Source organism: Candidatus Koribacter versatilis Ellin345 (assembly GCF_000014005.1).
GTDB lineage: Bacteria > Acidobacteriota > Terriglobia > Terriglobales > Acidobacteriaceae > Korobacter > Korobacter versatilis_A.
This window is the reverse complement of sequence record NC_008009.1, coordinates 4,654,061-4,677,678: the sequence shown is the minus strand read 5'-3', so window position 1 is coordinate 4,677,678 and position 23,618 is coordinate 4,654,061. Positions and strand designations below refer to the sequence as shown.

Below are 23,618 nucleotides of genomic sequence, written 5' to 3'. Positions count from 1 at the left end.
AAAGTTCTAAAATCGTCTGCTAAGGCCGACCATTTCACAAAATCGCGCCTATCTTACTGAGAAGCCGAGTTCAAATTTTCTGCGCGTAAAACCAGAGTTCTAAAATCGTCTGCTAAAGCCGACCATTGTTTCTCCTATAACTTTTCCGATTGAGATCATCGTTTTCCCACTTCTCGGAAATCGCGAGAAGCCGGGAACCCGAAGAGTTGTTGAAAATAGAAAGAGTAGGTTAGATGTGAGCCACCCGCCGCGATGCGCGACTATTTTTAAGCGGGCTCCCGCCTCACTATCATTCGCTATGATTCGAAGATGAACATTCGCGACGAAGATCCGCGTGATTGGAACGCCGTTTTCCAGGTCATCACGTCAGCGTTTGGACACTCGGCTGAGGCGATGCTTGTCGATGCCTTGCGAAAAGAGGGCGACAGCGTCATCTCGCTGGTGGCTGAGCAGGACGGTCAGATCGTCGGTCATGTGTTGCTGTCGAAGATGAGCGCTCCGTTCGCCGCATTGGCGCTTGCTCCAGTGGCGGTGGTCCCTTCGAGGCAGCGTAACGGTGTTGGTGCGGCGCTGATCAGGTGCGTTGTGGAGCGCGCCCGCAGCGAGGGTTGGGACGCAATCTTCGTTCTCGGTGACCCTAGCTACTACCAACGATTTGGTTTTGATAAAGGCGCCGCTGCGGGCTTTACGTCGATCTATGCTGGACCACATTTCATGATGCTTCAGCTATCGCCATCGCTCGGCGCGACAAGTGGAGAACTACGCCACGCGCGGGCATTTGGGGATCTTGTTTAGGTGAGTTCGGCAGTTCGAGTCTGCCCGTTCCGACCATTGTTTGTCCCCGCTCACATGTTCGGTTGAACTCGCCAACGCAGCGTCCGGCTTGTCGCCGGCTTTCTTAAGCTTTACTTCTTGGGCCGCGACTCCGGAGGCACAAGGCCTGCGAGGCGGTAGTACACAACGAGCTGGCCGTAGTGTTCACCGCTATGTTCGATGAGGCCGTATGCGATGTCGAGAACGCGCGCTTTCTGGTCAGGCAAATAAACGACCTCCGTCAACAGGCCTTTGTCGCCTTTCGACTGGATGGCGGCGGCTCCGTCGGCAAAGGATTTCTTTACGAAGGCGACGATATCGGCCTTGGTTTTGTACTGGTCACGCTTCGGATCTTCTGCCGCGGGAGGCTTCAGCCCCATCGCTGGATTGGTGAAGTAGTAGGTTGAACCGGCCGCGTGCAGCAACTGCTCGGCGAAGCTGCGCTGCGCGGGGGTTGGCTTGAAGTCATATTTGTCCTCCGGGAAATCTTCGGCCATCTCGGTGAGCTTGCGGCCAATGTCATTCCAGGAATCGAGCACGACTTTCAATTCCGGATCGGCAGGTTTGACGGCTGGATGTTTTTTAATTGAGTCCTGGGCATTCCCGGGAAATGCGAATGCCAGCAGGACGATAGCGAGAAGCGAAAGTCTTTTCATTTCTATCTCCAGGATTGAGTTTCGCGAACCACGGTTCAGCTTCCTATTTCGCCTGCGTCATCCCCGCAACAACGACGGCAACTTTATCAAGTGTCTCTTTCCAACCCTCGAACTGACCGCTCTGGATTGCGTTCTGCATGGTTTCATTTCCAATGAAGGTGAGTTTCGTCCGGCCGTTTCCAAGATCCTCAAACAGGACCACGTCGTACGCATCTATGGACTCATGCTCGCTTCCGTATTGCGCGGGCTCAAGCCTGTTTCCCTCCTCGTCGGAAAAGTACATGGAGGAAACGATCTTCTCGTGCAGAACAATCTCATGGTATTCACCGCCATTCCAGCCCACCTGCCCATCCGGCGTTCTCATGCAGAAGAGAAATTTTCCTCCCACGCGAAAATCTATCTGGCAAACAGGTGCTGTAAAACCTTTCGGCCCCCACCACTGCATCACGTATTTCGGGTCTGTCCACGCCTTCCAAACCAATTCGCGTGGGGCATCAAAAATTCTGGTGACAACCATCCGCTCGGGCTCATTTTTTGTCATGTCCGACCTCCGCTTTTTTCATTTGCTTCACAACTGCGTCCAGCTTGTCGAAACTCTCTTCCCAGAATTGGCGATAACCCATCGTCCAGTCGCTGACGGTCTTTATCGCCTGTGGCCTAAGGGTGCAAATACTCTCGCGTCCACGCTTGGTCTTGATCACGATCCGCGCTCGCACGAGGTAGGCAATATGTTTTGAAATCATCTGCTGCGAGAGGGCAAAGGGCTTCGTCAATCCATGCACCGAGGCCGGCCCACGGGAAAGCCGTTCGATCATCGCCCGACGGGTTGGATCGGACAAAGCCGCGAATGTTGTGTCGAGACTATCCACAACCATATGGTAGTGGATTTTGTATCGATGTCAAATGTGTATTTGGCGATTCCTGAACCGTGGCTCATTCACCTGACGATGAAAGTGCGCACGGTGCCCCACTTCTCGCGATTTCGAGAAGTGGGAGAAGGACAGCGTCAGATCGGCAGGGCGAGAGCTCTAAAATCGTCCCGGAGGCGCCTTTTTAAGATGCTAAGACATTTCCTGTTTTCTACGCTCGTGGTTCTCGTCGTTACGGCAATTGGGCACACTCAATTCAAGGGACCTCGCGCTGCGGTGGATTGCCAATCGCCTGAGATCAGAAATCCGGAGCTTGATGATGTGTCCGCAAAAGAGGCCTCGCTAGACATTTCATTTGCAAGGAACGCGACAGGGGTTATATCGCTTAAATTATTGACCGCTCAGTACAACTCGGAAAGCTTCGGCGGGCAAAGCACAGTGTTGACGGTCGATGAAAGCAAAGCCTCGAAAGTTGCGGGAGAGTTATTCGAGCGCCACAAACAGGCAATCACGACAGCGGTGGAGAAAATTCTCAAGTCCGAGCATGATCAAGCGATCAACGGCGAGATATGGTTCCTAGTTTTCAGCTATCGGTCGGGCTGTCTGAGTCCGACTTATACTGTGGAGCGGATCGGGAATCGACGACCGAATCTTTAGGGATCTGAGAGATCAAGCGGATCGGCGAAAACGAAGGTGTTCGTTGATCTTATCCAATGTAATGCGATCGTTTGTCGCGCTTCCGTTCGATCTGTTTTCCCTCAACTCGGTCCGCCTCAAACCGAAAATCGTGCTTCTCCTTCCACCACTGTGCTCTCTAGCTTTGGCGGCTCGCCCGCTCGCCACAGCCGGCTATGGTTACGCGCGCGGTAGAGGATTGGACCTCCATCCGGGCTGTCAATGCGACGCACCGGGCGCGGAATGCAAACGAATTCTGTTTCGAGCTCATTCGCTGCGGCCTGGACGACCGCATAGCCGTGTCCGCCGATGTCGACGAACGACATCTGCGGCGCCATGCTGGGATTTGAGAGTGCGCGTGCTTTCGCGAGGTCACCGCTCTTGCAGTATTCGAGGCAGGAGCGAACGCCGTGCATTAAGAGCATGTTGATGGTCGGCTGCGGCTTGGTGTCTGCGGGGGCTTGACCTATAAAGAGTGAGCGCAAGGGCTCGTCTTTTGCCATTTTGTGTTCATAAGCTTCCAAACCGCCGGGAGACGAAATGGAACCCACGACAAATGCCACGCCGACGGGATCGAATGGTTTTGGGGGAAGAGATTTCGAAGCTAACCCTGCCCAGAAGCTGTGCCTGTCGCCCGCGACGGCAGCGAAGCCTGTGATTTCATGCTGCCGGACGAAGTCATAGATTTGGCCTAGTTCGTGGGAGGCCGTGCTCATATCGGCGCCGCCCATGCTCGCATACGCTTCGCCGGGCCATTTACTGGAGGTAATGCCTGGCGGCAGGTTTTGCGGATCTGCCCGCTGCGGAAGCGTGGCCGTAGTGCTTCCCCAAATCTTCCAGGTCGCCTTCGATTCTCGCAACTGATCAAAAAACCACTTTTTCTGCTCTGCGCCGAGAATGGTCTGGGGCGGGCGGTTCTTTTGCGTGTTCGCGACCTTCTTATCGCCAAAGGGAATCGCGTCCGGAGGTTTGCCGCCGTTATATTCGCGACCAGCGTCAATGATCTCCATGACTTCTTCCGGAATGAACTCGGAGAAATCCTTGTTGAACAGCGCATCGCCGTCGAGGTCGGTTCCGGGGTCCGGCGAACGGTAGCTTCGTTCGTCGGTGATGATCAATTCGACATGCTTCCCCCAGCGCAACGACCTGTAGCCCTTAAGGCTGTTGATGGCTGCGAGGTTATTCGGTTCTTGTCCGAGACCGTTGTCGTCGAATTTCGTCACTGCGACATCAGCGACGGTCGGCGGATTGAACTGTTCGAGCGAAGGACCGCTGGGCTTCGCCATTCGCGCCGGCTGATACTCGAAGAACGCCTGCATGGCCGCTACCTTGCGCGTCTGCGCCGGTCTCGTTTTTCCGTCGAACACCTCGAAGCTTTGCCATCCTTGCCAACTGAACTCGTGGTTGTCCCACATGGGAACAAACGGAAATCGCGCGCGCGCGTCCTGGAGATCGGGATCGTGCAGGTAGCTGCGGTAGACAGCGCGATAGTCATCTACATCCACAGGAATATGAAAGTTGCTGACCTTTTCACCTTTCGGGTAGCGAACGATGTCCTGGACCTGGCGATCGTAATAGGTGGCCTTGTCTTCCGGATACCAAACGAGTTCGTAGATGAAGTCACCGAGGTGAAGCACAAACCCGAGGCGGTTGGCTTCGTCGGCTCGCTCGTCTTCAAAAATCATGCGGCGGTAAGCGTTCTGAGCACCAAGGTTGGCGTTCTGGCAACTCACAAACGCGAATCTCACCGGGCGCGGATCGTCGTCGCTCGGCGCCGTCATGGTTCGACCGATTCGACTGCCGAAGCCGTTGTGGTCGGTAAATCTGTACCAATAAACGTGTCCCGGGTTCAGACCGCCTACCAGTACACGACAAGTCCAGTCGGCTGCTGGTGAGACCTTGGCGGTGTGCTTGGCGATCACTTTACGGAACGATTCATCAAGTGCTACTTCGACAGTCAGTTCTTCAACCGGTGAACTGCCGGGCAGATGCCGCGTCCACAGCAGAACGCTATTGCTATCAGGATCACCCGACGCGACACCTTCCGGGTAGAAATCGCGCCGCTCCTGCCACGCAACGCTCGATGGTGAACCTAATCCGCGTCCCCATGCTGCGTTCGCACCCAGCACCGCAGCCATGGCGAGAAACTCGCGCCGATTGAAAGTCATTCGTTGTTAGCTCCTGAAGTTTCGTCGCCCAAATTTGACTCGCTATTCTCGCGAGACTTGGGGAGAGTTTGTCGCCGCTGGGACGAGTACACGGTGATTCGTGGCCAAAAGCCGACCCTGCGACCCGCTTTTGGTCAGCGCATCTCCAAAGAGAGAGAGAGTGAGTCGCCGAGGTTTTCACCACCTAAGCGCAGTTTTCGGACAGGCAAAGCATCGTTTAGCATTCCGCGATGCCATCGGCGCGGATTTACCTGCTGCTCGTTGCGGTAGTCCTTGCGATTCCTTCTGTCGCGCAAAACTCCAAACCCCCAGCTGAAGTCGATTTCCTTTCCACGTGGGGAAAAATCCAGCAGCGCTATCCGTACGAGAACTTTGGGCAATCGACATTTCCTCATTACGGAGAGAACCAGATCAACCGGCGCGGGCGACACTGGGACCTCTGGGTGCCGATTCCAGGATCTTATAAAGACCGCTACGAAACCTGGGCTGCGGTGAAGCCGACGGTCGTGAAGAGCGGTTGGACCATCATTTCGGAGAACCCCCATGGAGGCCTGCTAATCGTGCTGCGCTACAACCAGAACGGCGTGGACGCCTGGGCGAACGCCAGCGTCGACGATGGGGCCTCACCGATGCGCTTCACCATGGACCTTATCGAAGTGACGCCGCCACCGATCTCGATGACGTTGCATGAGCCGGCGCAAACGCCGGAGAAGATGCCGACAGGAGGGAAGGGCGACTTCCCGTATCTCACACCGATGCCGGGGTCAGTAGCGCACGGCGGCCAAGAAGAAGATACGCCCTTCCGTCTGACACCCAAGGGAGCGAGCCAGGACGAGATTGTGGCCAACGGTTCGGTACTGCGGAACTATTCGCTGAACGATGGCTCGCAGATCTTATTCGTAGCCGTGTATCACGACGCGCTTCTCAAAGCGGGCTGGGACATTGAACAGGAAACGCCTAACGCGGAAGTGATCGTGGCGCACTATGGCAAACATGGGCGCAATTTGTGGGCATACCTCATCGATCATGGCGAGGAGTACAGCTTTCGGGTTGGTAAAGAGGCCGCACCGGATCAGATGAAGTCGAAGCTCATTGCGGACTGCCACGTGGCGATCTACGGCGTGTTGTTCGACTTCAATAAGGCGACACTGCAACCTGAATCGGATGGGCCGCTGGGACAAGTCGGCGCGTTGCTCACGGCGAACTCCTCACTGAATGTTGAAGTGCAGGGGCATACGGACAACGTTGGTACAGACGCGTATAACCAGACGCTCTCGGAGGCGCGCGCGAAGTCGGTGATGACGTGGCTGACGCAGCACGGCGTGGCACCAGGGCGGATGACTGCGAAGGGCTACGGAAAGACAATGCCTGTCGCCGATAACAAGACTGACGATGGCCGCATGAAGAATCGCCGGGTGGAGATCGCCGACCCGAAGTGCAAAGCGGGGAAGTGATATTAAGTTTCGCTGGACCCAGGTCTCGAAAAACACGAGACCCGGGGCACCCTGCTGTCGCTCCACTTTTGTTTTTGGTTGGAAACAGAGACCCCGGGGCGATGCCGGGGCTTCTGCAGCGACATGGTTAGTGAAGCAGATCCAGCGTATTGTCGCCGTCATCCACGAAGTAGAGGCCTTTCCTGTCGAGGGTGAGCACGATTCCGAAGAGCGTGCCGGCACCGGCGCCGCTGGTATCAATCGTCTTTACCGCCGCCTGTGAACCTGAAGGCGAGATCTCAACAATGTTCCCGTCTCCCGCGTTGACGGTGAGGATGTTGCCGTTCGGTGCTACGGTTACTCCGAGCGGCTGGTTGAGATGAGAGCCCATCGAGACAGTGTGTCCGGTACCTGCCGAACTGAGACGGAGAACTGCGTCGTGAATCGAGGCGATGCGGTTGTTCAGCGTGTCAGCCACGTAGAGCGTGCCGTCTTCGGAGAGACCAAGACCTGTGGGTCCAAGGACGAGAGCGGCCGGATCCGTACGTTCCGCGAAGCCGGAGCCGACAACGGTGCGCAGCAGTTCCTGCGGCATCTTGCCGGAAGAAGGTGTCGGAACAGAAATGATGATGCGAACTACCGTGCCGCGATGTACTACGCTGCCGTTTGCGGCGACAGTGCCGTTCAGAACATTGGTCACGAATAGTTCAGCAAAGTTGCCGAAGTCGAGCGCCGTCATGTCCCACGGGCCGTTGATGTTGGCATTCCATTTGACGCCGGAAAATGTTTCTACGACTTTGCCCATGTTATTAAGCACGAGCAGGCATCCGGGTTTGGCGGTCGCGGAAGTGCCATCGCGGGTAGGAAGACTGCCGACAATCACCCAACCGTTGTTCAGCACCGAGAGCGCGGTGGTCAGGCCAACGCCGCCCGGACATGGACCGGGCAGGCCCGCGGCGCTGATTTCCGCGAACACATTGAGCGAGCCGTTGGGAGCGATATCAACAATGGTTGTTCCGGTTCCTTGCAGATTGGCACTGTTGTTAAAGTTGCTGATCAGGACGTGTCCCCGGATCAGCTTGCCCGAACTTTTCTGCACAACGACAATTCCGTATGGATTCACGTCGCCGTTGGCGGGCACTGTTGATGGACCGGGCGTGACATGCAACGGTCCTATGAACGAACTTGCATTCGCGCTTGCTGGTACGAATGCGATCGCGGTAACGAGACACAACGTGGATGCGCACTTCCTGAAGAGACTCATGTCGGAAACCTCCTGGGTGACGAAGCCAACACGCAGGGGAATCGGGTCGCGGGGGCTTACATAACCATCGCTAACACTGCTCCCGCTACAAACCAGCAATGTCACGGAGATGCAAACGCGGCGTGGAATTTGCGTGAAAGCACTTTAGGTTCAGAGGCTTAGCGCGAAGGTGACGTAGCAACGAATGACGCTTTTCGGCTCCCGCTGACGATTGCAATGTTTCGCAATCAAGCAACTCCGCTTCGGGTTGTCTGCCTTAATGCATCTGTCGCGAATAAAAAACAGAGATTCCGTCGCATTCTGGCGCATGTTCCGCAACGCACCTACAAATGAGCAGGTGCATCCATTGCTACGTGTGCGAAAAGTACACCAAAACGGATGTGTGAAAGCAGAAACGCAATGGGCCGAACCATGGGGTTGTTCGCAGTTGTCACTTTACAGTTCGTCATGCTTTGGGGGAGCAGGGCGATTGCCAGCACAGTCACACTTAAACCGGGCGAAAACGTGGCCGCAGCGGTCGCGAACGCTCCTGCAGGGTCAACCTTCGTATTCACTCCGGGTACGTATCGCATGCAATCGATCATTCCGAAAGACAACGATATCTTTGTCGGGCAATCATCGACCGGCGTCATCCTGAATGGCGCCAAGGTTCTAACGATGGAACCGAATGGCAAGTACTGGACGAAAATCGAGCCGCTGAATCCAACGGTTTACGTCGCAAACCATTGCAATCCGGGACACGCGCGTTGCTACATCCTGAACGATCTGTTCATTGATGGAAAGTTGCAACGCCCGGTGAGTTCGCTCAGCAGTCTGGCGGCGGGACACTGGTATTACAACCTCACCACGGGAACGATTTACATCAGCACCAATCCGGCTGGACACGTGGTGGAGTGGGCCTATACCACGTATGCCTTCCGGGGAGCCGCGACCGGTGTGCAAATCAGCTTTCTCACCGTGAAGAACTATGCGACGCCCCCGCAAGCGGGTGCGATCGGAGGGCCGAACGGCAAGGCGGAGCATTGGTACATCCACAACGTGAATGTCATGCACAATCACGGGGCCGGGATTGCCATCGGAAACTACAGCAAGGTGATGTACTGCAACTCGTCGAGCAACGGCCAGGAGGGGCTTGCCGGCCACGGCGCGTATATCACGATTGAACACAACACCTTCGCCTACAATAACCAGGCCAGCTACATGAACTTCTGGGAAGCGGGAGGCGCAAAAGTCACGGATACCAGCCATTTGCTGCTTGGCTACAACTACGTTCACGACAACCTCGGCACGGGATTGTGGGAAGACATGTACAACACTGACTCGGTCGTCGAAAACAACACCAGCATTAACAACCTGGTGGGTATTGCCGAAGAGTTCGCGTCGAACCTGACGCTCAGGAACAATGTCGTGCGCGGCAACAGGAAGATGGGCATCCTGATTTCGCTTTCCCGGTATGCGGAGGTCTATGGCAATACCGCGGAAGTTCCGGTGAACGGGATTGACGCGATCCGGGTCGCGGAAGGTCAACGCGACGGGATGAACACCCACGACGTTCACGTGCACGACAACATCATGATCTTCGACGGAACAAAGTCGGGTCGCACTGGGCTCTCAGGAAATCTCGATACCGCGACCAACGTGACTTTCAACAACGACAAGTACTACAAGAAGAACGGTGGGTACTATCACTGGTTGTGGGGCGGATCCACCTGGATTTCCTTCACTGCCATGCAGAAGGCCGGACAGGAGTTGACGGGAACCGTTTCGACCGGTGCGCCGTAAGGGTTCGAGCGTGGCTGTTTATCGGGAAGATTTGTTCCCGAGGGCTGTGGTAAAGCCTTGTCGCGCGGCGTGCCAGATCAGAAGGAGCGCCGCGGTCCCGGCGCCGAATGCCGCGCCTATCGCCGTCAGCGTCCAGAGGACGCCTTGCGGCTCCATGAGCGAAAGAATTGCCGCAAGGATCAGCAGATAGGCAGTGACGATTGCGAGAGCTTTGGCGATCGTCATTGGCACGCTCCACCTGTTCTCGACCTCTGTCGACGGTTCGTAGTCGCCGCTGATGCTCTGCAGATCTTCATGTCTGGCTGCGCGGTTGAGACCCCACCACATGGCTGCGGCGAGCAGCAGCAGTTCAAGCGGGCGCAGGTGTTGCTGCAGCGGCGTGTATTCGTGGGCGTCCAGCGAGCCGGGAACAACCGGATACAGGGCGTGCGCAACGCTGCCCGCAACACTCTCCGTCAGCGGACCGACGATGAGCGTGTACAGAAGTCCGATAGCTCCGGATGACACGAAATCGATCAAGAACGTAGAGCGGAACTTTTCCGGCTCCTTGCCGAAGGGTTTGGTGAGGGTGCGCGCCATCCAGAAGCCGAGCATGGTTCCGGCGAACTCGAAAGGCAGGTCGATCTCATCGTTGGAGTGGGGATTGCGCCAGTAGCCTGCTTTCTCGCCCCACGCCTGGAGGAAAAACCAGAAGAGGCCGACGTTCATGAGAATGCGCGCGAAGCGCAGGGCATGATCGAGGTCATCCGAACTGGATGGGCTTAGGCCGACGGGGCCTTGATTTTGGGAAGCATTGTAGATCTTAGCGAACACCAGGACAAAGAGGACGCTGACGATCGCCGGGCCCATCAGGAAATCGTTCCAATGCGAGTACTCGATGCGATAGATAGCATCGCCGGCGGAAGAGCCGACATGGTTCAGTCCATCGTGGATCCACGTTCCCGGTCCGAAAACATGGACGCGAGTCTTGAAATAAAACTTGCCTTCGTTTCTGAACTCGGCAAAAAAGCCGATCGCAGCGGTGCTTAGCAGCGAAAGCACGAGTCGAATCTTCGGGGAGATCGGGAAGGTCTTCGAAGAGAACAGGATGGCCAGAGCCGCAGCAGCGGCCAGCACGGCAATCATTCCAAAATTTCTAGCCCACGGCAGGTATGGGAGAGCCGCATTCAGATTGGCCCGGAGCCACGCCCAGTAAAGGGCGGTGTAGCCGGTCATCAGAAAGATGGGAAGAGAGATGCTCAGGAGAGCCACGGTCAGCAAAACGATGCGGTTCTTCCAGGGGATCATCCCTTTACCCGTTCGGTTGTCACGCGATAGGAAGGATGAGTGTAATGCCTGACTTGTGCTTTGTCTGCATCACTCGCCGAGCATGCGTCCTAGCTCCATTTCGCCGTCGCGAGTTTGCAAGCCCTTCTTCATAGCTGATTGAATTCGCTGCTGGCTTTCGGGATTGCGCACGCCCTCGACGAATAGGTTGGAGTCGCGGCTGACTTCATCGGCGGCTACGAGGGCGATTGCATTGACCCGCTGCTTGATGGTGACATGGCCGGCGGCGGGGAACTGGGCAATGCGATGCGCGAGTGATTTGACGAAGCCATCGAGTTCGGCGGCGGGCAGCGCGCGATTGATCCAGCCGTAGCGTTCAGCGAGGTCGGCGTCGTAATCGTTGGCGCTGAGCAGGATCTCGAGGGCCCGAGCGCGGCCACCGAGACGTGTGAGGTGTTGCGCAGCGCCCGTGCCGGGAATGAGGCCGAACGCGGCTTCGGGCTGGCCGAAGATGCCAGTTTCACGGGCGGCGAAGCGCATATCGCACGCGAGAACAAACTCGCTGCCAACGCCGCGTACCCGGCCCTCGATCTGGGCGATGGTGATCAGGCGGCTTGCACTGAGATGGTGAAAGAGGAGGGCCAGCGAGTCAGCGCCTTCGAGTTTCGATACTTCGGCTTTGAGTTCGCCAACTCTCGTCATGTCCACGTGCGAGATGAAGTAAGCGGGATCGGCGCTTTTGAAGACGAGCACTTGAATTTTGTCGTCGGACTCAGCGTATTTGATAAGAGAGACCAGGTCGCGCGCCAGATCTGGGCCGAGGAGGTTCATGGGTGGAGCAGAAAGTTCTGCAAAAAGCACGCGCTCTTCTATGGAAAAGGAGATCGTTGAGAGGGCGGGCAGGTTGTGATTCACTTCATGAACGCTGTTTGGCATGGGTTTGTTCCTCAACTCACGATCACTTGCGCCGTGTACCGCAATAGGGACATCAGAGCAGAAGCTTGCCGTGGGGAACAATCAGACGTTGGTATGGGGACGTTGATCGGGGCCATGGCCTCGAGATCCCAGGCAACGACGTGAGTACCTCGAATTTTCATGTTCGGAGGAGACACCGGACCACCATCCTGCCTCTAAAGGACGATGCGCAAGTGCCGCGGCCTCTGGCGAGGTTTGCTGCGGTGTGAAAACAGCGCGCAAATCTCTGGAGGTTTTAGTCTGATGAAGAAAGCAATGATTTTCGCGACGTTTATGCTGTCCACGTTGGCTTGGGCGGGAGTACAGCAGCCCGCAGCAGGCCAGAGCGGGGCGCCGGCGGGTGCGCCGGGCGCGTCCCAGGGGCAATCTTCTTCGATGCCTGATACTTCGGCAGCGCCGGGCGCGGCAGGGCAGAGCACTTCGCCCGAGGCTACGCCTCAGGCAAGTGGTGCACCGGCAGCGGGTGGTGCGATCACCGAGGGCTGTCTTGGCGGCAGCAGTCCAAACTTCACGCTTACGGATGCCTCAGGAAAGTCATTCAAACTGAATCTTCCCGCGAATGCTGACGGGTCGAAGTTGTCAGCACATGTCGGCGAGTCAGTGCAGGTGATGGGCGACGTGAAGGCGGACTCGATTGCCGTCAGCAAGGTTGGCAAGGGCAACGGAACCTGTCCGGCGAAGTAAGCGAATCAGAGTTTCGATAACGAAAAATCCCAGCGCGAGCTGGGATTTTTCTTGGCCGTAACAGATTCCTTAGATTCCCGCGTACCAGGCGTAACCGGCTTCGGGCGACGACGAGCCGAGGCCTTTGCCGAAGCGCTTGATGTTGTCAGTAAGGATGAGCTTGTTGATGAACTTAATATTCTTGTAGCCGAGTTGGCGCGGAACGCGCATGCGCAGAGGGCCGCCGAAGCCGACAGGAAGGTCCGCGCCGTTGATGTGGGTTGCGATGAGTGTTTGCGGGTGGAGCGCGTCGGCCATATCGAGGCTGTCCCACCAATCCGGCATTTGGATCGACTGATAGACGACGTAGCGGGTCTGCGGGAGCGCGCCGACGCGATCGAGGATGTACGAGAGCGGGACGCCCTTCCACTCGGCGACGTAGGACCAGCCCTCCTCGCAGGCGATCTCTGTGATGTGGCTGTGCGAGGGGAAGCTCTTTAATTCGTCGACGGAGAACGATGTGGGCATCGCGGCCATGCCTTCGACCATGAGGCGCCAGTCCGTGAAGCCTGCGGCTTCGTGGCGCTTGAATTCGGCGGGCAGTGGAGTGATCTCGTTAGCGAGTGGTTTGGCGGAAATCTGGCTGCGATCGAATTCACGAGCCACGGAGTGGCGCGTTAGCAGGCGCTGCGCGGCGTAAGTGAGGGTCTCGCCGGGACCGTAGAGCCCGCCGTGATCGGGTGGAACGAGCCCGTATTTTCCGGCGAGCTTGGCCGCAACGGCCACGCCGGAGAGGCTTGCGGCAGCGGCGATCCCGGTGGTGATGAATCCGCGGCGAGAGATCTTGCTCATGCACGCTCCTTCGGTTGCGGCACGCGTCCGGTGATCATAGCCGCCATGCGTTTTCGGAATCCGGCAAAAAAGACCATGAAGACGTGTACGAGCAGGAAGAGCGTCAGGAGGATCGTGAGGAAGAAATGCAGCGTGCGCGCCGTCTGGCGGCCGCCGAGCAATATGACAGACGACGGGAAGGCCGACGTGAATGCGGGCGACATGGCGAGGCCGGTCCAGACGATCATTGGAATCGCGACGAAGATCACAGCGAGATAGGAGAGGCGCTGGAGGACGTTGTAGGAGTAAGCCTCGTCTTCGCTTGGATGCTTGAAGCGCAGATGATCGGCGCAGGACGACGCAAGCGCGCGGGGCGAGAGCTGAGATCGGGAGGGCAACAGAGTCCGCCAGAAGTGACCTTTGGCGAAGCCGATCCCGACATAAATAATGCCGACGAAGACGATGAGCCAAGCCGACTGGAAGTGAAGGGCGCGGCTCCAGCCATTCTGGTCGGGGAGCACGTATCCGTATCCGGTGGGAACGAGAGCGCGGGAAGATGGCACCGGAATCTTGAAGAGAGTGCCGGTGTTGACGTTTCCAGTTTCTCCCCAGTAGAAGCGCGGGTGCGAAAGAACGATCTCGCATCCGGTGACGAGTAGTGCGAGGAAGGCGATCGCGCTGAGCCAGTGCGTCACGCGAACGAAGGCGGCGTGGCGCGGCGGTGGGCGGACTCCGGCGGGTTTCAGGCGCGTCGTCGCCACGGAAGCGGCGGCGGCTCCCGCATTGGTCGCGCTGACTACCATGTTATTCGCCATTTCTCCTGCTAATCTCCGCGTGGTGTTCGTATGGAGGCTGACGATACAACTGTCGGACGTGCGGATGCAACCTGTGTTGCGTGCAGTCGGGTAAATACGATGGCTGACCAGCAGCTTCGCTTGCGGTAGAATTGGGCGCTTCTCAGACCTGCTTCACGGGAGTTCGCTATGAAGCCCATTTACCTAGGTGTTCTTTTCATCGCAGCGTTTGCGATGCAACTTGCGGCCCAAGCTCCGGCGAGCATCCCGAAGGTGACAGACCTCTCCGTGCGCGTGGTTTTCGAGAACGGGCGTTCCGCTGGACCTAACAATCGCGTCGAGGTATTGGGCCAGTACGGAGGCAGCGTGACCTCTGGATCTACGGATACGTCGGGCCAGGTGACGTTTCCAAGGATGGACCCGGGCAACTACAGATTGCGAGTGTCGGGACCCGGAATCGTGACGACGGAAACACCTGTCATTGACCTCACTGATGCAGGCCCGCGCTCCAACCAAACGGTGCCGGTGAAGCCGTCCGGCCAGATGGGCGATTCGGCGCCGGGAGCGACTGTGGACGCGAATATCCCAGCGGATGCTAGGAAAGAATTCGATAAGGGCGAGGACAAGTCGCAAGGGAAAGATTACAACGCTGCGCGGGAGCATTTGGAAAAAGCAGTCACGATCTATCCCAAGTATGCGATGGCCTACAACGACCTGGGTTTGGTGTACATGCACTTAAACCAGGGCCCCAAGGCGGTGGAGGCGTTCAAGACGGCGGCGCAGTTGGATGAACATTTGAAACAGGCGAACCTGTTTCTCGGCCAGTTCTATTACGAGAACCACCAGTTCAAGGACGCCGAGCCGTATCTGGTTCATGCCACCAAAGACGATCCGAAGAACGCACAGCTGCTGCTGGCTCTTGCGAACAGCCAATTAAGGAATGGGCAGAACGACGAAGCACTCGCGACCGCGCAGAAAGTGCATGCGTTGCCTGACCATAAGAAATTCGCTGCAGCGCATCTGATCGCTGCCGAGGTATATGCCGACAAGGGCGACAATCAGCACGCGAAAGACGAGTATCACGTTTTCCTGAAAGAAGATTCCAACTCGCCGATGGCCCCCAAGGTGAAAGAAGCCCTGGCGAAATTGGAAGCCCCGGCGAAGTAGGTTGTAAATTCCAATTCTCGAAAAGCGAAGGGCTGGAAGACTGTTTTCCAGCCCTTTGTCATGCCTGCCGTGATTCGAACGCTATTGTCCGCGCCACTCTTTGCCGATAGCTCTCTGGTACGGGCGCTCCTATGCCCGTTGGAGAACTATGAAGAACTACGGCATCCCGTTTTTCAGCGTTGTGATCTTCGCGGTTTCACTGCTGGTGGGATGTGGATCGTCTCCGCTGGCGGTGCAACCTGCGCCGCCGCTGAGCGCGGAAAATCTCAACCTGATTTTTGTCTCTAGCGAAGATTTGGCGCACCACGCTTCCGGCGACGTCAGCGAGGCTACGGCAAACCTTACGAACCAAGGGCTGCAGAGAGTTCTGCTCAATGCAGCTTTCCTGCGCAAGAACGTGCTCGCTAACCAGAATGTGAATGGAATCTATGCGCTGGAGCCAATGACGCACTTGCAGACGGCAAGCCAGTATCCCGACATGGCTGCGCTGGAGATGGCGCAACAATTCGCAGTGTTGAACCAAGTCACGTTGTCCAGTGACCAGTCCGGAGGCACGCCATTCACGGGCCAAAACTTTCCCATCAATGCATCGTATTCTCCGAACGCAGTGCCGCCGGATGTGCTGGCTCCGCTGCAATTCTGCCCGGCTTGCCAAGGGTTGGATTTTTCCGATGTGGGTGGTGACAACGAAGCGGTCGTAAGCAAGGTCTTAACCGCGAAGACCCCGGGTTTCTACGTGTTCGTCGCGCCGTGGGAGACGGTCCGCGAGTTAATGGTGAATGCCGATCGGACGGAAGGATATGCCTTGCAACTTCCGGAGGAATATCCCGGGCCGAACACGATCTATGCCATAGCGGTTGCGCCTTCCGGCAGCGCAAGCCTCGTTGACTATGACACCAAGGCAAATCCGGGCGCGTCTTATCCAACGCTGCCCGCGCCAGTTCCAACTACCACCTGCACGGTTCGGACTCCCGAGAGTGTGACGGTAACGGGTGGCGTAGATGGCGCGGTGGTTCCGGCGAATGCCAATACCGACGAAGTGCTGTACATGATCCGGCATGCGGAGGCGCACCCGCAGGGATATTGGTCGGACAACAACTATGTCGCAGCCGGCAACTGGCGCGCATTGGCCCTTCCTTCCGCGTTGGAAGGCAAGAGCAATCCCGACGAGGTGTGGTCAGGAGACCCGTCGTCGTTCGGAATGGGAACGATGAGCAATACGGGCCAAAACTATTTTTCAGGCGTAGCGCCACCCTTGACCGTAGTGCCTTACGTGATCGCTAAGGACCTTCCCTATCACCTGGTGGCTGGCTTCGACATGACGGCGGCGGCCTCGGCGTCGCAGAGCAGCCAGTTCTTCTTCACCGGAGGCAGGTTCTCGCAGCGCAAAGTACTTCTCGGGTGGATGTACGTTCAGAACCAGCAAATCATCAACGCTTTGTTCGCAAGCTATTATCCGAACGGGGGAGCGCCGGTGGTGCCGACGTGGTCTCCGTTGGATTACGACAGCCTCTGGACGGTGACTTTCGATGGGCAGGGCAACTTCACTGTCGATTACTCCCGATGCGAAGGAATAGATTCGGCGGCGCTGCCAGCGACTGCGCCTCAGTTCTGAGCACGCGGTGAGATGTCAATTGCTCATGAGGAAGATGAGCGGACGGACATCGTCTTCGGGGGTCCAGTCCCAATAACGCTGGAGGATTGTATAAACCATCAGCCCGGTTTCGCCTTCACCGAAGAGCAGGTATCGGAACGCCTGTCCCATTAAATCTTTGCGCGTCAGCCCGATGAATATCGAGATTGGATCGATGCATTCGCTGATGTATGCGATGGTGTTGGCGATCGCGGGAGCGCCATGGATCTCGGCGATGTAGTCGTCACCGTTTTTGCGCAGCGTGGTGTCGAGTGTGGATTGGAACTCGCTGCGGTTATCGGTGAGATGGACATGCAGGAAGAGGAACGGTCCGCGTGCGTTGTAGTGGCGGCGGATCTCGGCGCGTTTCCTCTCGAGAGTTTCGGGCGAACTCCCGCGCACCGGCACGAGGTGGACTTTCTTGCCTTTCAGCTCCGGGCCGATGCGCCAGCTTTCGACGTCGGCGAAATAGCCCTCAGTAATACGGAACTCGAAGGAGCGGATGGAGCGACTGAGTCCGGACACCAGAATAAGCAAGATGGTGAAGATGCTGCCGATGATGAGGCCATCCGGGCGCTCGAGGCAGTTGTCGCCCAGCGTGTAGAGGAAGACCAGCGTCAGCAGGCCTGAGTACAGCGACAGTGGATAGCGGCGTTCGCGCCAGAGCGCGAGGGTGGCGGCAAACGCGGCCGAGAGAATAAGGACGAGGACCCCGGTCGCGTAGGCGCCGCTCTGCAATTCGACGTCGGCCCGGAATACGAGCGTGACGATCACGTCGATGACAAAGAAGGTGAGGACGAGCGGCCGCGAGAGAGTCGCCCAACGTGGCGCCATTCCAAAGCGTGGAAGATAGCGCGGAATGAGATGCAAAAGGCCGGCCATGGCGGAGGCGCCGGCGAGTCCAAGGATGAAGATCGTCGAGAGATCGTAGATGGTGCCGAAGATGTCGCCGAGGTAGCGGTGCGCGAGGAAAGCGAGGGCGCGCCCTTCTGCCTTGCCGCCGGTGGAGTAGTCGTAGGGCGTGATCAGAAGCGTAGTGATGTAGCTGGAGCAGAGCAACATCGTGCTCATGATGATGGCCGCGGTGGTGAGGAGCTTACGAGTGTTACGTACGCGGCCTTTTGGAACGCCATCTTTACGGGGATCGTAGCCCTTGTCAGTTTCGCCGCCGTCAATCAGCGGCATCACAGAGACGCCGGTTTCAAATCCACTGAGGCCGAGAGCGAGCTTCGGGAAGACCAGCAGAGCGCCGATGATGACGAGCGAGATGTCTCCCTTCGCATGGATGGCAGCCTGCCAATTGCCGATAAGCACGGGGCGACGAGAGATCTCCCATGCGCAGCGCGCGAGAACGATGACATTCAGCGCAAGATAGGGCAACGCTGCGGCGGATGCCAGACCGATGGCTTCACTGAAGCCTTTGAGGAAGACGATGGCAAGGACGGTGAGGATTACCAGGGTGATAAGCATCTGGTGATCGCCGAGCGTGCCGTGCAGGAATGGGTTCTCGACGGCGTGCTTGGCAGCGTCGGCGGCAGAGAGCGTCATGGTGATGACGAAATCGGTGGCGGCGAAACCGAGCAACACAAGGACGAGGAGTTTCCCGTACCACTCCTTGAGCAGGTTTTCGAGTAGGGCGATGGAGCCTTGTCCGGCGAAACTGCGGCCCGCGACTTGCGCGTACACCGGGAGAGCGCCGAGCAGCGTGACGAGAATGAGGATGACTGTGGCAATTGGGGCGACTGCACCGGCGGCGAGCAGTGCAATGCCGGGCTGGTATCCGAGAGTGGAGAAGTAATCCACGCCGGTGAGCCAGATGACCTTCCACCAGGGCTGGGTGGTCACCTCGTGTCCTCCGCCCTCACCCACCGACTCTCCGCGCATTAACCATTGGCCGAAGGCAGACTGGTATTCGAGCTTGGGCTGCGGAATTTTGGTGCGGAAGGGAATGCGGGTCGTTTTCGGCGACTTCGGTTCCGCGGCTGGCTCGGTTTCCGGCATGGGACCCCCAACAGTGAGGATGGTTTAGACCGAGAACCAAGGGTGCGTCAACTCGGAAGTTTACGAGGGCAGGATGTTGTTTCGCGCCACTTCTGTGGCGGCTTCGCGCAGGCTAGCAGGGGATCCGACATCGCGCCAATAAAAGCTGTCGGCACGAAACGCAACGATGGGTTCGCCCGCGGCGGCGACGCGGAGATAGGTCGGGATGATGGAGAAAATCTCAGCGTCGTCGAGACGGGGGAGGATGTTTGGCGAGAGGATGTGGATGCCGCAAAAGCCTAGTTCTTCTGCCGTCTCTGAGGGCCGCACGATTTCGGGAGCAGCGTCGTGGCCGTTACGACGACCGCAGAGTTGCCCGTTCGCGTCGAAGAGAAGCTGGCGCGAACTGGGGCGCTGCTTGACCGCGAGTGTGGCGAGGGCCTGGTGCTCGCGGTGAAAGCGGAGCATCGCTTCGAGATCGATGTTAGTGAGAATGTCCACGTTGTGCAGGACGAAGGGTTCGTCGTTGCTGTCGCGAAGAAACAAGTGGGCAGCGCGTTTAAGCCCGCCGCCCGTGTCGAGTAGCTCAGCTTCGCGTGAGATTTCGATCGTCATGCCGAAGTTGTCGTGGGCGCGGAGGTAGTCCACAACTTGGTCGGCGAAGTGGTGGACGTTAATGATGACTTCGCGGATGCCATAGCTGCGCAGGCGAGTGAGCGTTATTTCGAGCAGGGCGCGTCCGTTGAGTTCGACGAGCGCCTTCGGGCGATCGTCCGTGAGCGGACGCAGGCGCGTGCCGAGGCCGGCGGCGAGGACCATCGCCTTCATCGGACCCAACTCTCCTCTTCGCGGTGGCGCAGAATGACTTTTAATCCGTCAATTCCGGCGAGTCGTTTCGCCGTCTGCTCGGCGAGATAGACCGAGCGGTGCTGGCCGCCGGTGCAGCCATACGAAACCATCAGGTGGGTGAAGCGGCGCTTTTTGTAGGCGCGCACGCTGGCGTTGACCATGTTCATCGCGTTCTCGAGGTATTGGCTGACAGATTCTTCGGCCTCAAGATATTCGATCACTTCGGCATCGCGGCCACTGAGCTTCTTGAATTGCTCCTCGCGTCCAGGATTGGGGAGGGCACGGGCGTCGAAGACAAAGCCGCCGCCGTTGCCGCTCTCATCCTGCACCGGTCCGCGATGGAAAGAGAAACTGGTGACGACGATCGTGAGCTCCTTCTTCTCGGTGATCGCGAGCTTCTGCAGTTTTTCCGAGCCGAGCATGGCGGAGAAGGCTTCCATCAATGCAGGCAATTCGATCGGCAGCGTTACGTTGTGGAGCAGCCACCGGATGTTCTGCAACGCATACGGCACGCTTTGCAGGAAGTGCACTTTGCGCTCGAAGAAGCCGCGGTAGCCGTAGGCCCCGAGTGCCTGCATGATGCGGATGTAAACGTAGGGATAGTAATGCGCGAGGAAGTCCTGTCGATCGACAGGGATGTGCTCGGCAAGTGCGTCGAGATAGTGATTGAGCAGCTCTTCGCGCAAAGCGGGTGGCAACTCGGCTTTCGCGTCGAAGAGGAGCGAAGCGATGTCGTACTGCAGCGCGCCGTGGCGTCCACCCTGGTAATCGAGGAAATAGGGCTGGCCGTCGTGCAGCATGACGTTGCGTGATTGAAAGTCGCGGTAAAGGAAGTAATCGCGCCGAGCGCTGAGAAGGTATTCGGTGAGCTTGTCGAAATCTTCTTCGAGCGCCTCTTCGTGGAACGGAATTTCAGACAGCTTAAGGAAGTAGTACTTGAAATAGTTCAGGTCCCACGCGATGGAGCGGCGGTCGAAGCTCGGGCGCGGGTAGCAGACGGAGTAGTCGAGGTCGCGCCCGGCGACGACCTGGAAGCGTGGCAGAGCTTCCACAACTTTGCGATAGGCGTTGACGGCCTCGGGAGCGATCTCAGACCCGCTACGGTTCCGCGCGAGGAAGTGGAAGAGCGTAGTGTCGCCGAGATCTTGTTCGAGGTACGCGTTGCGAGTCTCGGCTACGCGATAGATTTCGGGGACCGCGAGGTCGTACTTCCGGAAATGGTCAGAGAACTCGAGGAAGGCAGCGTTCTCTTTGGTGTTTTCGTTGAGGATGCCGATGGCCGAATGCGTGTCGTTGGCGAGGCGGGTAATGATGCGTCCGGAGCCGCCGAGTCCGCCTTGCACGGGATGCATGCGCGTGGGTGCACTGCCGAAGTGCTGCTCGAAGAGGAGGGCGAGGGTGTCCATGAATGAAGGGATATTTTAGAGCACGAACGAGTGCGCGTGTTCCTTCAAGCCGAGCTTAGTTGGCGATGGCGCCGGTAGCGTTGGGTGGATACAGGCGCTCGAACTCGGGATCGCCATGGAGCAGTTCGAGGTCGGGATCGCGGCGCACCCATGCTGGGTCTTTGAAGCCGGCGTGCCAGGCTTTGGCGAGCGCGTCCATGGCTTCCGATTTTTTGTTCATAGTGCAGAAGACGCAGGCGGCGTTGTAGAGGACGGTGGCCTCGTTGGGGCGCAAGGTCATAGCAAGGCTGGTCTCGCGGGCAGCTTCTTCCATGCGGCCTTCGGTGGCGTAGTCGGTGGCGAGCAGGATACGGGCGCGAGCGTCTTCGGGAACCTGCTTGAGATGGCGCTCGAGGGCGGAGATGTCGCGCTGGCGGAAGTTGCGGAGCGCTTCGGTTTTCCCCAATGCGCCGAGCGAATTCATGATCGGAACATAGATGTTGTAGTCGTCGCCGCTGGCCTCGACCGCGGCTTCCGCGAGATTGGCAACTTCCTGATAGCGGCCGGCCGAAAAGAGTGTTCGGAAGAGAATGTAGTACGCGCCTTCGCAATCTCGCTTGCGCTCGATGGCGCGCTGGATGACGGCGGTGGCTTCGTCGTACTTGTTGTTGGCGTAGAGAATCCACGCCTGGCCGACTTGTACTTCCGGGAGATCGGGACGTAATACAACGGCGGTTTCAGAGGCATGCATGGCGCGCTGCATCCATTCCGGATCGCGGCCGTAGTTGTAGTGGTTCTGCGCGCAGACGTTGGCGATCGCAGCGAAGGCGAGCGCGAAGTTGGGATCGAGAATGACGGCGTTCTCGAACATCTGCAGGGCGAACTCGAGGTCCTGGCGTTGGAGACGGCGGGCGTAGCTCTTGCCGCGTAGGTAGAGGTCGTAGGCCTGGAGATTGTCGGTGGGCTTGGCGGCGATCTCTTGTTGCTCCTGCGGCGAAAGCGTCACACGCAAGGCCTGCGCGATTTTACCGGCGATCTCGTCCTGGACTTCAAAGACGTCTTTCATCTCGCGATCGTAACGCTCCGACCAGATGGGAAAGTCGGTGGTGGTATCTACGAGTTGGGTCGTGATGCGAAGACGATTGCCGGAGCGGCGAAGGCTGCCGGCGAGGACATACGCCGCGCGGAGCTGCTGGCCGATGTGCGCGGGCGTGACCTGTTTGTCGCGATAGGCGAGCACCGTGGGGCGCGAGAAAATATTCAGGCCTTTGATCTTAGAGAGTTCGGTGATGATGTCTTCGGTGATGCCGTCGCGGAAGTATTCGTCTTCCTTCGAACCTGAGAGATTTTCGAAGTACAGCACGGCGACCGATTTCGCTGCGGGCTTCGCGGCAGCAGTGCGCGACTCACTCTGGCTGGAGGCACGGCGTTCGCGGGAGTCGAGATCGCGTTTAAGGCGAGTGAGATCGGTCTTGATGTCATTCGCGGTCTGATAGCGCAGCGTGCGGTCTTTCTCTAACGCCTTCTCCACGATGCGGGCGAAAGCTTGCGGCAATGCGCCGTTGACCTCGGCAACTGGCACGGGATCACGATTGAGGATCGCTTCATAGACCACTGCGGTTGTGTCGCCCTGGAAGGGCAGCACTCCTGTACCCATTTGATAGAGCACGGTGCCGAGCGAGAAGAGATCGGTGCGCGAATCAGTGAACTGGCCGCGGGCTTGCTCTGGAGACATGTAGGCGACAGTTCCGAGAGCGGTGCCAGGGATGGTGAGGTCATCGCGCTGTCCGACAGTTTCCATCTGAGAGACTGTGGCCACACCGACGGAAGGTTTGAGCAGCTCCATCTTGGCGAGACCGAAGTCGAGGATCTTCACCTGACCACGCGGGGTGACGAAGATGTTTGCGGGCTTGATATCGCGATGCACGATGCCCTTGGCATGAGCCGATTCGAGGGCGTCGGCAATTTGAATGGCGAGTGCAAGCAGTTGTTCGATTTCGAAAGCACTCTTGCCGATCATCGCGGCGAGCGATTGGCCTTCTAGCAGTTCCATCACGATGAAGTGCTGGCGCTCATGCTGCTCGATGGCGTACACGGTGCAGATGTTCGGGTGATTGAGCGCGGAAGACGCGCGTGCTTCGCGCTGGAAACGTTCAAGTGCGTGGCTGTCCTGCGCGAGGGAATCGGGCAGAAATTTGAGCGCAACGTGGCGGCCGAGAGTCGTGTCCTCGGCTTGGTAAACCACACCCATCCCACCGCTGCCGAGCTTGCGGGATACAACGTAGTGAGAGAGCGTCTGTCCGATGATGTTTTCCATTGGCCTGTGGGGAGGGTTGGATGCTAGTTGGTATCGGAGGGGGAGTCAAGATGACTCTGCGCGCTGGCTGCGGAAGGGAAAATCCCCGCCCTATCGCT

Annotated in this window: 20 protein-coding genes; 7 read left to right on the top strand and 13 right to left on the bottom strand. The window is 57.9% G+C overall.

Annotated features, from left to right (window positions below; all coding sequences use genetic code 11):
* Positions 1-309 precede the first annotated feature (309 nt).
* Positions 310-795 (top strand): GNAT family N-acetyltransferase, encoded by a 486-nt coding sequence (locus ACID345_RS20500; protein ID WP_011524753.1) that lies wholly within the window; start codon positions 310-312, stop codon positions 793-795.
* Between the two features lie 110 nt (positions 796-905).
* Here the strand turns inward: ACID345_RS20500 and ACID345_RS20495 are convergent, their stop codons facing one another.
* Genes ACID345_RS20495 through ACID345_RS20485 form a run of 3 tightly spaced genes read right to left on the bottom strand, consistent with a single transcriptional unit; the run spans position 906 to position 2,344 of the window.
* Positions 906-1,469 carry a DinB family protein gene (locus ACID345_RS20495; protein WP_011524752.1) on the bottom strand — a complete coding sequence of 188 codons (564 nt, stop codon included), beginning with the start codon at positions 1,467-1,469 and terminating at the stop codon, positions 906-908.
* A gap of 43 nt (positions 1,470-1,512) precedes the next feature.
* Entirely contained in the window at positions 1,513-2,010 is a 498-nt protein-coding gene (locus ACID345_RS20490; protein ID WP_011524751.1) for an SRPBCC family protein, read from the bottom strand.
* Complete coding sequence (locus ACID345_RS20485) at positions 1,997-2,344, bottom strand: ArsR/SmtB family transcription factor (protein ID WP_011524750.1); 348 nt, start codon at positions 2,342-2,344, stop codon at positions 1,997-1,999. The genes ACID345_RS20490 and ACID345_RS20485 overlap by 14 nt, the downstream gene beginning before the upstream one ends.
* Positions 2,345-2,527: 183 nt before the next feature.
* Here ACID345_RS20485 and ACID345_RS20480 point away from each other — a divergent pair, with 183 nt between their 5' ends.
* Positions 2,528-2,995, top strand: coding sequence for a hypothetical protein (locus tag ACID345_RS20480; protein WP_187148878.1), 468 nt, complete (start codon positions 2,528-2,530; stop codon positions 2,993-2,995).
* A 116-nt stretch (positions 2,996-3,111) separates the two neighbouring features.
* Here ACID345_RS20480 and ACID345_RS20475 read toward each other — a convergent pair whose 3' ends face one another.
* Positions 3,112-5,181, bottom strand: coding sequence for an alkaline phosphatase D family protein (locus tag ACID345_RS20475; RefSeq protein WP_011524749.1), 2,070 nt, complete (start codon positions 5,179-5,181; stop codon positions 3,112-3,114).
* 230 nt (positions 5,182-5,411) lie between these two features.
* Here ACID345_RS20475 and ACID345_RS25915 point away from each other — a divergent pair, with 230 nt between their 5' ends.
* Positions 5,412-6,635 carry an OmpA family protein gene (locus ACID345_RS25915; RefSeq protein WP_011524748.1) on the top strand — a complete coding sequence of 408 codons (1,224 nt, stop codon included), beginning with the start codon at positions 5,412-5,414 and terminating at the stop codon, positions 6,633-6,635.
* 127 nt (positions 6,636-6,762) lie between these two features.
* On the opposite strand, the gene ACID345_RS20465 is transcribed toward ACID345_RS25915, so the two are convergent.
* A complete protein-coding gene (locus ACID345_RS20465; protein ID WP_011524747.1) occupies positions 6,763-7,878 on the bottom strand; it encodes a hypothetical protein in 1,116 nt (371 codons plus the stop codon).
* Between the two features lie 399 nt (positions 7,879-8,277).
* On the opposite strand from ACID345_RS20465, the gene ACID345_RS20460 reads away from it, so the two are divergent.
* Complete coding sequence (locus ACID345_RS20460) at positions 8,278-9,660, top strand: right-handed parallel beta-helix repeat-containing protein (RefSeq protein WP_187148877.1); 1,383 nt, start codon at positions 8,278-8,280, stop codon at positions 9,658-9,660.
* A gap of 18 nt (positions 9,661-9,678) precedes the next feature.
* Here the strand turns inward: ACID345_RS20460 and ACID345_RS20455 are convergent, their stop codons facing one another.
* Together ACID345_RS20455 and ACID345_RS20450 are read right to left on the bottom strand one after the other, a co-directional pair.
* Complete coding sequence (locus ACID345_RS20455) at positions 9,679-10,947, bottom strand: hypothetical protein (protein WP_011524745.1); 1,269 nt, start codon at positions 10,945-10,947, stop codon at positions 9,679-9,681.
* 69 nt (positions 10,948-11,016) lie between these two features.
* Positions 11,017-11,862, bottom strand: a complete 846-nt coding sequence (locus tag ACID345_RS20450) for an enoyl-CoA hydratase/isomerase family protein (RefSeq protein ID WP_011524744.1) — start codon at positions 11,860-11,862, stop codon at positions 11,017-11,019.
* Between the two features lie 282 nt (positions 11,863-12,144).
* Here ACID345_RS20450 and ACID345_RS20445 point away from each other — a divergent pair, with 282 nt between their 5' ends.
* Positions 12,145-12,585 carry a hypothetical protein gene (locus ACID345_RS20445; RefSeq protein ID WP_041855938.1) on the top strand — a complete coding sequence of 147 codons (441 nt, stop codon included), beginning with the start codon at positions 12,145-12,147 and terminating at the stop codon, positions 12,583-12,585.
* Between the two features lie 69 nt (positions 12,586-12,654).
* Here ACID345_RS20445 and ACID345_RS20440 read toward each other — a convergent pair whose 3' ends face one another.
* Positions 12,655-13,416: a molybdopterin-dependent oxidoreductase gene (locus tag ACID345_RS20440; protein WP_011524742.1), complete on the bottom strand. Its 762-nt coding sequence runs from the start codon at positions 13,414-13,416 to the stop codon at positions 12,655-12,657.
* The gene (locus ACID345_RS20435; protein WP_011524741.1) at positions 13,413-14,210 is read right to left on the bottom strand and encodes a cytochrome b/b6 domain-containing protein; all 798 of its coding nucleotides are present in this window, start codon (positions 14,208-14,210) and stop codon (positions 13,413-13,415) included. The genes ACID345_RS20440 and ACID345_RS20435 overlap by 4 nt, the downstream gene beginning before the upstream one ends.
* A gap of 168 nt (positions 14,211-14,378) precedes the next feature.
* On the opposite strand from ACID345_RS20435, the gene ACID345_RS20430 reads away from it, so the two are divergent.
* On the top strand, positions 14,379-15,356 hold the full coding sequence (locus tag ACID345_RS20430) for a carboxypeptidase-like regulatory domain-containing protein (RefSeq protein WP_011524740.1): 978 nt from the start codon (positions 14,379-14,381) through the stop codon (positions 15,354-15,356).
* A 148-nt stretch (positions 15,357-15,504) separates the two neighbouring features.
* Positions 15,505-16,971, top strand: coding sequence for a hypothetical protein (locus tag ACID345_RS20425; protein WP_011524739.1), 1,467 nt, complete (start codon positions 15,505-15,507; stop codon positions 16,969-16,971).
* Positions 16,972-16,986: 15 nt separating this feature from the next.
* On the opposite strand, the gene ACID345_RS20420 is transcribed toward ACID345_RS20425, so the two are convergent.
* From ACID345_RS20420 to ACID345_RS25910, 4 genes are read right to left on the bottom strand one after another with little or no spacing between them, the layout of a single operon-like run.
* Entirely contained in the window at positions 16,987-18,990 is a 2,004-nt protein-coding gene (locus ACID345_RS20420) for a hypothetical protein (protein ID WP_011524738.1), read from the bottom strand.
* A gap of 60 nt (positions 18,991-19,050) precedes the next feature.
* Positions 19,051-19,797: a nucleotidyltransferase family protein gene (locus ACID345_RS20415; protein WP_011524737.1), complete on the bottom strand. Its 747-nt coding sequence runs from the start codon at positions 19,795-19,797 to the stop codon at positions 19,051-19,053.
* Positions 19,794-21,224 (bottom strand): RapZ C-terminal domain-containing protein, encoded by a 1,431-nt coding sequence (locus ACID345_RS20410; RefSeq protein ID WP_011524736.1) that lies wholly within the window; start codon positions 21,222-21,224, stop codon positions 19,794-19,796. The genes ACID345_RS20415 and ACID345_RS20410 overlap by 4 nt, the downstream gene beginning before the upstream one ends.
* 55 nt (positions 21,225-21,279) lie before the next feature.
* A complete protein-coding gene (locus ACID345_RS25910) occupies positions 21,280-23,520 on the bottom strand; it encodes a protein kinase domain-containing protein (protein WP_011524735.1) in 2,241 nt (746 codons plus the stop codon).
* Between the last annotated feature and the right edge of the window lie 98 nt (positions 23,521-23,618).

Coding starts and splice junctions, on each gene's coding strand:
- ACID345_RS20455 (WP_011524745.1), bottom strand. CDS start 10,947: ATGATCCCCTGGAAGAACCGCATCGTTTTGCTGACCGTGGCTCTCCTG.
- ACID345_RS20435 (WP_011524741.1), bottom strand. CDS start 14,210: ATGGCGAATAACATGGTAGTCAGCGCGACCAATGCGGGAGCCGCCGCC.
- ACID345_RS20425 (WP_011524739.1), top strand. CDS start 15,505: ATGAAGAACTACGGCATCCCGTTTTTCAGCGTTGTGATCTTCGCGGTT.
- ACID345_RS25910 (WP_011524735.1), bottom strand. CDS start 23,520: ATGGAAAACATCATCGGACAGACGCTCTCTCACTACGTTGTATCCCGC.
- ACID345_RS20485 (WP_011524750.1), bottom strand. CDS start 2,344: ATGGTTGTGGATAGTCTCGACACAACATTCGCGGCTTTGTCCGATCCA.
- ACID345_RS20430 (WP_011524740.1), top strand. CDS start 14,379: ATGAAGCCCATTTACCTAGGTGTTCTTTTCATCGCAGCGTTTGCGATG.
- ACID345_RS20490 (WP_011524751.1), bottom strand. CDS start 2,010: ATGACAAAAAATGAGCCCGAGCGGATGGTTGTCACCAGAATTTTTGAT.
- ACID345_RS20420 (WP_011524738.1), bottom strand. CDS start 18,990: ATGCCGGAAACCGAGCCAGCCGCGGAACCGAAGTCGCCGAAAACGACC.
- ACID345_RS20495 (WP_011524752.1), bottom strand. CDS start 1,469: ATGAAAAGACTTTCGCTTCTCGCTATCGTCCTGCTGGCATTCGCATTT.
- ACID345_RS25915 (WP_011524748.1), top strand. CDS start 5,412: ATGCCATCGGCGCGGATTTACCTGCTGCTCGTTGCGGTAGTCCTTGCG.
- ACID345_RS20500 (WP_011524753.1), top strand. CDS start 310: ATGAACATTCGCGACGAAGATCCGCGTGATTGGAACGCCGTTTTCCAG.
- ACID345_RS20445 (WP_041855938.1), top strand. CDS start 12,145: ATGAAGAAAGCAATGATTTTCGCGACGTTTATGCTGTCCACGTTGGCT.
- ACID345_RS20450 (WP_011524744.1), bottom strand. CDS start 11,862: ATGCCAAACAGCGTTCATGAAGTGAATCACAACCTGCCCGCCCTCTCA.
- ACID345_RS20480 (WP_187148878.1), top strand. CDS start 2,528: ATGCTAAGACATTTCCTGTTTTCTACGCTCGTGGTTCTCGTCGTTACG.
- ACID345_RS20415 (WP_011524737.1), bottom strand. CDS start 19,797: ATGAAGGCGATGGTCCTCGCCGCCGGCCTCGGCACGCGCCTGCGTCCG.
- ACID345_RS20475 (WP_011524749.1), bottom strand. CDS start 5,181: ATGACTTTCAATCGGCGCGAGTTTCTCGCCATGGCTGCGGTGCTGGGT.
- ACID345_RS20460 (WP_187148877.1), top strand. CDS start 8,278: ATGGGCCGAACCATGGGGTTGTTCGCAGTTGTCACTTTACAGTTCGTC.
- ACID345_RS20440 (WP_011524742.1), bottom strand. CDS start 13,416: ATGAGCAAGATCTCTCGCCGCGGATTCATCACCACCGGGATCGCCGCT.
- ACID345_RS20410 (WP_011524736.1), bottom strand. CDS start 21,224: ATGGACACCCTCGCCCTCCTCTTCGAGCAGCACTTCGGCAGTGCACCC.
- ACID345_RS20465 (WP_011524747.1), bottom strand. CDS start 7,878: ATGAGTCTCTTCAGGAAGTGCGCATCCACGTTGTGTCTCGTTACCGCG.